The sequence below is a fragment of the Spirochaetota bacterium genome (assembly GCA_026414805.1).
GTDB lineage: Bacteria > Spirochaetota > UBA4802 > UBA4802 > UB4802 > UBA4802.
This window is the reverse complement of sequence record JAOAIH010000086.1, coordinates 1-11323: the sequence shown is the minus strand read 5'-3', so window position 1 is coordinate 11323 and position 11323 is coordinate 1. Positions and strand designations below refer to the sequence as shown.

Here is an 11323-nt window from a genome sequence, read left to right as displayed (position 1 = left end):
TCCAATGGCTACATACAATACCATAATAGAAACGATTGGCAACACACCGCTGGTTAAAATTAATACCCTAGCACCTGAGGGTGTGACAGTGTATGCTAAAGTGGAGTCGCGTAATCCTTTATCCAGTGTCAAAGACCGTATTGGCTATGCTATGATTTTAGATGCAGAACAAAAAGGGTTGCTCCATCCTGACTCTGTTATTGTGGAACCAACAAGTGGCAATACTGGTATAGCACTGGCGTTTGTAGCAGCAGTAAAAAAATATAAGCTGATACTCACCATGCCGGATACTATGAGTATTGAACGGAGGAAGCTTTTGGCAATGTTAGGTGCACAGATTGTACTTACTGATGGGGTACGTGGAATGCGCGGTGCAGTTGAAAAAGCGGAAGAGATAGTTGCTAAAACTACAAATGCATTCATGCCTCAGCAGTTTGATAATCCTGCAAATCCAGAAATTCATCGTAAAACCACAGCCATTGAAATTTGGAATGACACAAAAGGTGAAGTTGACATCTTTGTAGCAGGTGTAGGCACCGGGGGTACTATAACCGGTGTGGGTGAAGTGCTTAAAACACATAAACCCTCAGTGAAAGTTGTTGCAGTGGAGCCGGCACAGTCACCTGTGCTCTCTGGAGGAAAACCAGGGCCGCACAAAATCCAGGGTATTGGTGCTGGATTTATTCCTACGGTACTCAACAGGAATATTATAGATGAGATAGTTACTGTTGATGAAGCTGATGCCGGAGCTATCGCCAAAAAATTAGCAAAGCATGAGGGGATACTTGCTGGCATTTCAGCGGGTGCTGCTATGTGGGCAGCGCTTAAAGTAGCTCAAAGGCCTGAGAGCAAAGGAAAAACGATTGTTGTGGTGCTGCCAGATTCAGGCGAGCGCTATGTGAGTACATGGCTATTTGATTAGGTAAGGGGGATGTATGAATAAAAACTATCGCATAGAAACAATTGCATTGCATGGTGGGCAGAGCATTGATGAAACAAAATCCCGTGCCGTGCCAGTGTATAGAACCAGTTCTTATGTATTTGATTCAGCAGAGCATGGAGCTGACCTTTTTGCACTGAAACAAAAAGGCTTTATTTATACGCGCATAATGAACCCTACCCAGGAAGTGCTAGAAACACGCGTTGCAATGCTGGAGAACGGTAAGGCAGCACTGGCGCTTGCATCAGGAACTTCAGCGATATTCTATTCCATCATTAATGTGTGTAAAGCAGGGGATGAGTTTATAAGTGCTAGCAATTTATATGGTGGAACGTATACTATGTTTGATGCAATTTTACCACAGTTTGGTATAACCTGTAAAATGGTACCCTACAACGATTACAGCGCGTATGAAGATGCCATCAATGACAAGACACGTGCAATATTCATTGAATCTATTGGCAATCCCACCCTTGGTGTACCAGATTTTGAAAAGGTTGCTAAAATTGCGTCAAAACATCATTTTCCCCTAATAGTGGATAATACCTTTGCAACACCGTATCACTTCAGGCCTATTGACTATGGTGCAAATATTGTAGTACATTCGCTTACAAAGTGGCTGGGTGGACATGGCACTGCTATTGGTGGCATTGTGATTGATGCGGGTAACTTTGACTGGACTGACAAAAAGTTTTCACTATACAATGAACCTGATGCTGGCTATCACGGTTTACGATTTGCCCATGACCTGGGTGATGCCAATCCTCTTGCATTTATATTGAGAATGCGGCTTGTTGCGCTGCGCAATTTAGGAGCTGCAATCTCGCCTGATAATGCGTGGATATTTTTACAGGGGCTTGAAACTTTCCCCTTGCGAATGCAGCGGCATAGCGACAACGCAATGAAAGTAGCACAATTTTTAAAAAGCCATATAAACGTTGCATGGGTACGGTATCCTGGACTTGAGGGCGATAGCTCTTATGAGGTAGCCACTCGCTACTTTATAGGTGGTTTTGGTGGCATGGTAGTCTTTGGTATTAAAGGTGGATATGAAAGTGCAGTCAAGTTTATAAATGGGGTGAAGTTATTTTCGCATTTAGCAAATGTTGGTGATGCAAAAAGTTTGGTGCTACACCCTGCAAGTACTTCACATTCACAGTTGTCAGAGGAACAACAGCGGCAGGCAGGAATAACACCTGATTTGATACGGCTATCAATAGGGATTGAACATAGTGATGATATTATCGAAGCGCTACAGGAGGCTTTACAATAAGTTTACTGTTTTTAACAAAGGTTCAGGTTATTTACTATAAGGGTATATTAACTATGTTTTATGTGAGAAATAATGACAAAGTTAAATTTACTGTAAGTGAGCTATCCTGTAGCCTTTGTAGATTTTTTACATAACAATTGACCATAATTGTTCCCTATGGAAGTATCTCCAAAAGCAATAATTGATAGTTGTTTTTATATATTGTGATTATAAACTATGCTTTTGCCAGCATTTCGGGTGGTAATCCCCATATACAACGATATGCAGGCATATTTTTTACACTTGAAAAGTCAAAAGTATAATGCATAAACCGATAACTATAGTTATGTTCTTCTTGTAATAGTGCTTCAACAAATTCTAAAAGTATATTTTCTATGCAAAACTCAATTAAACGCGCTACACTCATTTTCCATAACTTCTTCATATCAAGCAAAAACTCATATTCATGATATGTTAGGCAAATATGAAGTCGCTGCCATTTACGAGCATCACGTTTTCTGTATTGCACATGGGTAAAAGGTGAATTCGTTTTTACCCCTTTCATTGCAGCATAATTAATCATAGAAATAATAAACTTGCTAACTGATAAATCGCATATTTTAGCATAATATTCTACAAGCTCTTTGTGTGAGGGTGCGATACATGTCGTAGTTTCAAATTCCATAGTATTCCTCCTTTTATGCTATTGAATTGCTATAATATTTTTTATATTTTAAAGGTTAAATTATATATTCTAAATACAACTCTATCCATTTAATTATAATATTTAAATCGATTTATTATTTATATCGTTTGTATTATTTATTTGAAACAACATTTTAATAAAGAATAAAGTAACAATACCTATTAAAAAAATCAATGGATGTACATTATTTTGTACTTGTAGATAATAAAATAACATGATGTAATAAAAACAAATTAAAACCATGTTGATACAAACATTAGCAAATAGCAAGAAGAAAATATATTCATGTAACAGGAGGAATAGTATGATAAAGAAAATTTTGATTATATTGATATGCTGTATAACTTTGCTGGGTGCAGTCTATGGCTATGTATATTACAAAGCCACTAAAGTTCCTGCAAATAATGCAGAGGCTATACGTCAGGCTACTGTACCAAAAGATAAAAAGATTGTAGTGTGCTTTGGTGATAGCTTAACGCATGCAACGGTGAGTTTTGATTATGTTGGATTTCTTGCAAAGGATCCAGATTTGCAAAATTTTGTGTTTATAAACGAAGGTATTAACTCACGGTTAGTGTATAATCTTCTTGAGGTTGTGGATTCAGTTGTTGCTTTACAGCCTCAATTTGTATTTATTTTGATTGGCACTAATGACCTTAAAGGATCGCTTAATGACAAGGAGTATCAGCGATATAAAAAGTTGTGGAACTTACCGCAAAAGCCTACAAAAGAGTGGTTTGTAGAAAATTATAAAAAATTGGTTTCAATTCTGAAAACCAAAACTAATGCAAAACTTGTCCTCATTTCTTTACCCCCACTGGGTGAGAATATTGACAGCCTTCCATTCAAGCTTACAATTGAATACTCTGCTGAAATACGAGATATTGCTAAAAAAGAAAAATTAATGTATATTGGGCTCAATGAGATCCTTACCCGTGATTTAATACAAGCAGGCAAACGTGATATTGCGCCATACACAACAGATATCTGGTTTATGTACAGTGCAATTTTGCAACATTATATTTTTGGCAAAGACTGGGATGACATTTCAAAAGCACGGGGTTTAACATATATGACTGATAACATTCACCTCAACGGGAAAGGCGGGAGAATACTGGCAGCTGCAATAAAGGATGTGCTTATAAAAGAAAAACAATAATACTATATAATCAGGAAGGCGTTTCTATACAAAAGCCTTCCTGATTGCAAGGAGCTATCGCCTTAAAAAGTATGGCTGAAATCAACAGATACTGAGTTGTCCTCTTTACTTAAACCATAATAGAAATGCACAATTGTAGCCATGTTCCATGCTATCACAAGTCCACCACCGTAACCATGGTGATAATCGCTAAACCGTGGTTCAGTAAACGGGTCAGCCGCTTTATCATACACATTTCCAACATCATAAAAAGCAGTAACTTTGAACTGGAAATTTTGTCCCCACGGCTTTGCTTCTGCAAATTTCCATCGTAGTTCTGCATTTGCAACGGTCATGGTGGGGCCAACAAACCGCTGCTCACGGTAACCGCGGAGTGTGCGGTTGTTGCCAAGGCCTGTGCGTCGATTAAGTGAAAATCCAAAATACCCCATTTCAAAGAAGGGTGTATTACCATTGGCATCAGTATAGCCTGCACGCAGCGCCAGTGTTAATGATGGGATGAGCGGAAAGTAGTATTGTAGCTGAATGGTATGGCGGGTGAAGTCGTAGTCTGAGCCAATACTGTTATCAGAAATCTCAAAAGCATAATCAACAAGATATCCTGTTTTTGGATCTGGCTCGTAATCACGGGTATCGTAGTAGATACCAACACGGCCAAAGTTTGACCATCCACCGTCATAACCAAGTGGTTGTTGTTGTTCTAAAAGAGTTGGCCCTTGTTGTGTACCATCAAACTTTTCGCCATCCCATGTGTCAATGGTTACTTTTTTAACCTCAAGACCAGCCAGAAATTTAAAGTTCTGTGTTATATCCCTGTAAAGATTTAGGAAATAACTTGGTTTGGTGTATTCATAATTGTAATACTTCAAAAAGCGTTCATCCTTGTCAGCAAAGTCTAAATAATCCTGGTATTTATTGAAATATTCAAACGAAGTTGTATAGCTATTATACAGTGTTAATTTGCCCTTTGCGCTGTCGGCTCCCTGCCCAAAATAGTTTGCGTTAATTTTTTTGTCATATGCAATTGAGGTGATAATCCTGAATTTGGTGCCAAAGATATAGGGCATATCAAGATTAATTTCGTGATACTGATAACCGTTGGTTGTCTGGTAAAACTGACCATACAGTTGCATCTTGTATGGTGCATATGCAAAATACTCATCGTCTCGTGTACCATTGTTATACAAATAAACACGAACACCGTAGCCAAAACCGTTGTCGCTGTCGTAATTGACAAGCGGAAGCCCTGTGGGATACCATCCTTCAATTTTTTTTGCCAAATCCTCATCTGATAGTCGTGCGGCCATTGCATGAGGCAATGCAAAAAACATAGCAATCACAATTAAACTAATTACGGCATTCTTCATATATTCCTCCAAAAATAAAAAAATTTTAGCTTGCACAGTTTATTTTGAAATCTTGATTATAGAAACCTCTGTAAGAAATTCATTACCAGTAGAAAATTTAAAAAATGTCCTGTTAGTGTAATATGATGCATGTTTATCCATGCTATAGCTTGCTAAGTGCTAGCTTTTCCAGTAAATCAAGATTGAGCTTTCCTATCATAATAGAACTTTCTTTTATCATACCAAGAATCCATGGATAATCGTGGTGTATATCGCTGGTGTAATAACTAAAATAAAGGGTATTGCCACGTATCACATATCCAGCATAGCTTGTATCGCCAGCACTTGGCACATCCGAAAGCCATACTAATTTTTGAGGAGTAACCAGCCACAGTGATGTTCGCTTTTTTGCAAGGATGCTTCCATATTTATTCAGAAGACCAGGTGTATACGGGTTTCTTCTTCCTATAGCATACACATTGCCTTTATATGAAAACAGTGCCGGTCCATCAAGGCGAGTACTGTAGTCTTCAGTACCAGTCCAGTGTGTATAAGGAGCTTTTGCTGTATGTATACCAGTAGATGCACGGCTGTCGCCAAGAATGCTGTCAGAATATTCCAAACGCTGGGTACTTATCATAGTTGTATCAGGCAAAAATTCAATATCTGTTTCATCGCAACGATCGCCTTCATAAATTACGGAAACTGGTTGCCAGTTGATCCCATCGTGTGATTTGAAGAGCATAGCTTTCCCATGTTGATGCCAGTATGCAGGGGCGTACCACGTTTTTCCGTCAGGAGTTTTTGGTCGCCAGAAAAGCCACCCTTTGTGAGCTATCTCCTGTAATGTACTCCATTGTTTTCCATCCGTTGATATCAGGTATGCTGTTGAATATGGCTCAGCAGTAAACTCAATGCTTTTGAGTACAAAAAGTATCAATTTATTTCCAATAGGTAAAAACTTTGGGTCGCGGATGTCTTCGCCAGGAATCTGAATAGTTGATAGCTTCTCCCACTGTTTACAATCTTTAGATCGCCACACAATCAATTTGCATTCAGGGGTAGCAAAGTGATACGGAGATGACGCATGGACAAGATAAAAATAGTTGTTGAAAAATGCCATGTCAGTGTTGGAATTATGCATTCCGTCATTCACAGCTTCCCATATTTCAAGTTTAAGTGAAGGATCAACGTGTGATGTGTTTGGGCCAATTAACCACACTGCAATGGTGAGGGTAAGAGCAACGATGAAGGTGAGTATAACCAATCCAATGATTTTAATAATTTTCATGGCGATAGCTCCATAGAATAAAATATTTATATATTTCTCATATTACCTGAATCCAATGTATAAATATCCCACAGTAGGATAAAACAAATATATTGTATTGTTTAATAGTCGTATAAGTTCAAGTGAAAAAGCAAAAAGAATCAACAACCCTTTGTGTAAGCACCAAAGAGTGAGTGCTTACTCTATACAGGATAAGCTCGTATGTCAATAATAATTATTTTTCTTTACAAGGTAATCATAGTTTATTAGCATTACCATAGCTAAACAATTTTTAGTTACTATTATAATTAAATTTATATGAAAAAATTTTAAGATAGAGAGGTCTTTATGAGAGATGTGGTGATAGCGTCTATAGTACGAACACCTGTGGGGACATTTGGTGGTACATTAAAGGACGTGTCTGCAGTTGAATTAGGGGTAATTGTTGTTAAAGAAGCAATTAAAAGAGCCGGCATTACACCTGAGCAAGTGGAAAATGTTATTTTAGGTAATGTATTGCAAGCAGGGTTAGGGCAGAATACAGCCCGACAGGTACTAGTCCACGCTGGCATTCCACTCGAAGTGCCTGCAATGACTATAAATAAGGTATGTGCTTCGGGTTTACGATCTGTGAGCCTTGCTGCGCAGATTATAAAAGCAGGTGATGCCGACATCATAGTTGCTGGCGGTATTGAAAATATGAGTGCAGCACCATTTGCATTGCAAAAAGCACGCTGGGGCTACCGGATGGGTGAAGATAAATTAATAGATATTATGATCAAAGATGGATTATGGGACGCCTTCAATCAGTATCATATGGGCATAACTGCTGAAAATGTTGCAGAAAAGTGGGGGCTTACACGTGAAGAACTGGATGAATTTGCGTTGAAAAGCCAACAAAAAGCAGAAGCGGCAATAAAATCGGGAAAATTTAAAGATGAGATAGTTCCTGTCCCTATCAAGGATAAAAAAGGTGAAGTACTTTTTGACACTGATGAACACCCACGATTTGGTACAACCATGGAAGCACTTTCAAAGTTAAAACCCGCATTCAAAAAAGATGGCGTTGTAACAGCTGGGAATGCATCGGGAATTAATGATGGTGCAGCTGCAGCAGTAGTAATGTCAGCAGACATGGCAAAAAAACTTGGCATTACTCCATTATGCCGTATTGCTTCATATGCTTCAGCAGGAGTTGATCCTGCATTAATGGGAACAGGCCCAATACCTGCCAGCAAAAAAGCATTGGAGAAAGCAGGATGGAAAGTTCATGAATTAGATTTAATTGAAGCCAATGAGGCATTTGCTGCTCAGGCTGTTGTGGTGAACAAAGAGATGGGTTGGGATGTTGAAAAGGTAAATGTAAATGGTGGTGCGATAGCAATTGGCCATCCTATTGGTGCAAGCGGTGCCCGTATTTTAACTACACTTATCCATGAGATGATAAAACGTAATGCTAAAAAAGGGATAGCTACCTTATGTATTGGTGGTGGAATGGGGCATGCATTAACGGTTGAGCGATAGTAACTGATAAAAATTTCTATAATATTGTAACAAAGGGAGTATGTATGAAAATACTCCCTTTTTTTATGCCAAATCTAATTATATGATTCATAAAATTTCATTATTTAGTTTGCAGACGTTTCCTCTAAAAAAGATTATCGTGTAATCTTACCTCGTGCAAGTGAAGCAAATATACCAACAAAACATAACGCTGTAAATTATGATAAAAGACAATCTAGAACTTTTTAAAAATCCCACGTGATATTGAGGAGTTATCTTAACTCTTCCCATGTGTAACGCTAATATTAATGTTACAATACCCATACTGAAAGCCTGTCCTGTCAGCCGCATGGTTCCCAGTGTGCCGGAAGCTACCCCATAATATTTTTTATCAACTGAACTCATCACTGCGTTTGTATTGGGGGATGAAAATAGTGCTATTCCAAACCCTATGAGTATTAAACATATGATGATGTACAGTAATGTAGTATGAGAATGTAAAAAAGTTAATAAGAGAAGCCCTGTTGTTGTAAACACCATTCCTGATGAGGCAATCACCTGTGGTTGAACTTTGTCAGACAACCTACCTGCTAGTGGTGAAAATAATGCCATTGTTACCGGTTGTGATATGAGAATCATCCCTGCACTCTGTGGACTGATAGCTTTAATGTATTGCAGATATAAGCTGACAATAAATGTTACCGCAAAAGTTGCACTGTAATTAATTAATGCAGCAATGTTAGAAAATGTAAAGACAGTATTATTCCTGAAAAGATTAATATCCAAAACAGGATGTTCAGTACTTATTTCCCATTTTATAAAAACCAAAACACAACAAATGCCAGTTAATATCATGAATATTCCCAATATGGATGGCAACATAGAAAATCCAATCATTATCAAAGTTATACCGATTGCGTAAATTAAGGATCCTATAAAGTCAAAATTTTCACCATCAGCTTCAACCCATTCACCTTCAAGTTTATGGTAAATCAATGCAAGTATTAGCAAACCCACAAAAACACTCACTGCAAAAATACTACGCCAACCTAAATGATGAGTTAGAATACCCCCTAAAAATGGACCGGTTGAAAGTCCTAGGTAAACCGAGGAAACATTAATACCCAGTACCCTGCCACGTTGCTGAGGTGGAAATACTGAGATAAGCATAGCAGCGCCGGTGCTGAAAATCATTGCCCCGCTTATTCCCTGAAGTACTCTGAATATAATAAGAACAAAAGCTGATTGGGCAATTGCCGTAAGGAATGACGATAGTGTATAGAGAAAAATACCGTAAGTAAAAATTTTCTTTCTGCCGTACATGTCTGCAAGACGACCAAAGGGAACAAGAAATATAGCTGCAGCTAAAAGATACGATGTGGCAATCCAGCTTAATACAATAGCATCAATTGAAAATTCCTTGCCTATAATTGGGAGTGCAATGTTGATTGAGGATCCCATGCATGAAGTAAGCAATGACCCCAATGTAGTGACAGTTAAAGCTGTTATTCTATTTGCAGTATGTAACCTTTCCATAGTATTATAATCCAGTTAATTATAAATAATTTAAAGAGCATTGTAATTGCATTATGTTACTGTAAAAAACATAAAAGAATGTGTTTGTGAGTGATAAGTATATTGCTAAAAGATACCTATAGTGTACTATTCTACCAGTTAGTTGCAATCTTTCTATATAAATTAAAGTTATTTAGTAAATCCTTTCATAATAGAATTCAGCACCTTAAAAAAGTACATTACTACATTATGGAGGGTAAACTTCTTAATTATTGGGAAAAGTGAGCATGAAGTTTATAAAATTTGACTTACAACAATAAAAAAGATTTTTTATTAAAAACGATAATTAATTAGGACATTTGCCTATTGACTAAAATAATCTTTGATGTATAATAAAATGCAAAAAAATAAAAAAACAAATTTGGATTAAATATATGGCAATTGTACCTGAACTTATAAGGGTCTTTATCATAGAGGATGAAAACCTGGTGCGGGATACCCTGGCTCAGAGTTTGGAGCTTGTTGATAATATTGAAGTTGTAGGCACATCTGAAAATATATCATCGGCTTCTGAAGCTATAAAATCATCCAGGCCTGATGTGTGTATTGTGGATGTGCGGCTTAGAAATGAAAATGGGATAGAGGCAAGCAAAAATATTTTAAAAATTGTACCAAATGCAAAGATCATCATACTTTCAGGGTATTTTAATGAAACTCTTGCCGCCAGTGCATTGGCAGCAGGTGCTTCTGCTTTCCTGTCAAAATCAATTGCAATTTCCCATCTAGTGGCTGCAATTTTTCATGTCATGGTTCACAATAGCTTTTATGCTCCGCAGTTGCCCGATGAAGTGCTTGAAGATATAATGGTAAAGAATAAAACTTCAAGAAGATTATCTGCGTTGACAAAACGGGAACAAGAAATTTTGAAACTGATTGCAAAAGAACACTCAACTAAAGAGATTGCAAAGATGTTGCAAATAAGCGAAAAAACTGTACGCAACCACAAATCAAACATCATGGCAAAATTGGGAATTACCAGCCATGTTGGTCTAATCAAATATGCTTACTACATGGCTATGATTTAACATAGCTTGACTCAGGCTTTTATTGAAGAGCTATCTGCTCCAAAAATAATATTATATAGTATTTTACTGTCGTTATATCAAACCTTGTTTGAAATCTTTTCTTACTTTATGATAGACATGAAAAATATCTTGATGGAATTTAGTCTCTAGAAGCCTTACAATTAATATTTTGACTACATTTATATGACTTCAAATATTGCCACAAACAGCTCCTGTAAAAATCCTTTAAATTTTTTACCCTGATGCCATCAGATTCACTTGTTTATGAAACTCGTAATTCATTTCTTCTTTTAAAATATTTTTCAATTTCAACTGCAATAAATACTACTGATGATAATCCTAAAGTGATTAATAATTCTTCAAGTGTCAGAGGTTGTGTTTTGAAAATTGGATTGAGGGATGGGACGTAGATAGTTGCCATCTGAAGCAAAAATGTGAGTACAAATGCCCCCAATAAGGGTTTGTTTGATAATAAGCCACGCGTAAACAATGACTCTTTGTCAGACCGTATTGCAAGCACATGGCCCATCTGGCTCAAGCACAATAC

10 protein-coding genes are annotated in these 11323 nt (G+C 37.4%); 5 read left to right on the top strand and 5 right to left on the bottom strand.

What is annotated here, in order from left to right; genetic code table 11:
• The first annotated feature begins 4 nt into the window (after positions 1 to 4).
• Positions 5 to 922, top strand: a complete 918-nt coding sequence (cysK, locus tag N3F66_13455) for a cysteine synthase A (protein ID MCX8125150.1) — start codon at positions 5 to 7, stop codon at positions 920 to 922.
• 13 nt (positions 923 to 935) lie between these two features.
• The gene (locus N3F66_13450) at positions 936 to 2213 is read left to right on the top strand and encodes an O-acetylhomoserine aminocarboxypropyltransferase/cysteine synthase (GenBank protein ID MCX8125149.1); all 1278 of its coding nucleotides are present in this window, start codon (positions 936 to 938) and stop codon (positions 2211 to 2213) included.
• Between the two features lie 214 nt (positions 2214 to 2427).
• Here N3F66_13450 and N3F66_13445 read toward each other — a convergent pair whose 3' ends face one another.
• Complete coding sequence (locus N3F66_13445; protein MCX8125148.1) at positions 2428 to 2877, bottom strand: hypothetical protein; 450 nt, start codon at positions 2875 to 2877, stop codon at positions 2428 to 2430.
• Between the two features lie 325 nt (positions 2878 to 3202).
• Here N3F66_13445 and N3F66_13440 point away from each other — a divergent pair, with 325 nt between their 5' ends.
• Positions 3203 to 4057, top strand: coding sequence for an SGNH/GDSL hydrolase family protein (locus N3F66_13440; GenBank protein ID MCX8125147.1), 855 nt, complete (start codon positions 3203 to 3205; stop codon positions 4055 to 4057).
• Between the two features lie 62 nt (positions 4058 to 4119).
• Here N3F66_13440 and N3F66_13435 read toward each other — a convergent pair whose 3' ends face one another.
• Together N3F66_13435 and N3F66_13430 are read right to left on the bottom strand one after the other, a co-directional pair.
• On the bottom strand, positions 4120 to 5424 hold the full coding sequence (locus tag N3F66_13435; GenBank protein MCX8125146.1) for a DUF5982 domain-containing protein: 1305 nt from the start codon (positions 5422 to 5424) through the stop codon (positions 4120 to 4122).
• Positions 5425 to 5566: 142 nt separating this feature from the next.
• Positions 5567 to 6694 carry a hypothetical protein gene (locus N3F66_13430; protein ID MCX8125145.1) on the bottom strand — a complete coding sequence of 376 codons (1128 nt, stop codon included), beginning with the start codon at positions 6692 to 6694 and terminating at the stop codon, positions 5567 to 5569.
• Positions 6695 to 7021: 327 nt separating this feature from the next.
• On the opposite strand from N3F66_13430, the gene N3F66_13425 reads away from it, so the two are divergent.
• A complete protein-coding gene (locus tag N3F66_13425) occupies positions 7022 to 8197 on the top strand; it encodes an acetyl-CoA C-acetyltransferase (GenBank protein ID MCX8125144.1) in 1176 nt (391 codons plus the stop codon).
• 147 nt (positions 8198 to 8344) lie between these two features.
• On the opposite strand, the gene N3F66_13420 is transcribed toward N3F66_13425, so the two are convergent.
• Positions 8345 to 9712, bottom strand: coding sequence for an MFS transporter (locus N3F66_13420; protein ID MCX8125143.1), 1368 nt, complete (start codon positions 9710 to 9712; stop codon positions 8345 to 8347).
• 413 nt (positions 9713 to 10125) lie between these two features.
• Between N3F66_13420 and N3F66_13415 the strand changes: the two genes are divergently transcribed.
• Positions 10126 to 10776 (top strand): response regulator transcription factor, encoded by a 651-nt coding sequence (locus N3F66_13415; protein ID MCX8125142.1) that lies wholly within the window; start codon positions 10126 to 10128, stop codon positions 10774 to 10776.
• Positions 10777 to 11038: 262 nt separating this feature from the next.
• Here the strand turns inward: N3F66_13415 and N3F66_13410 are convergent.
• On the bottom strand, positions 11039 to 11323 hold a 285-nt coding region (locus N3F66_13410; GenBank protein ID MCX8125141.1), incomplete at its 5' end, for a cation-translocating P-type ATPase C-terminal domain-containing protein.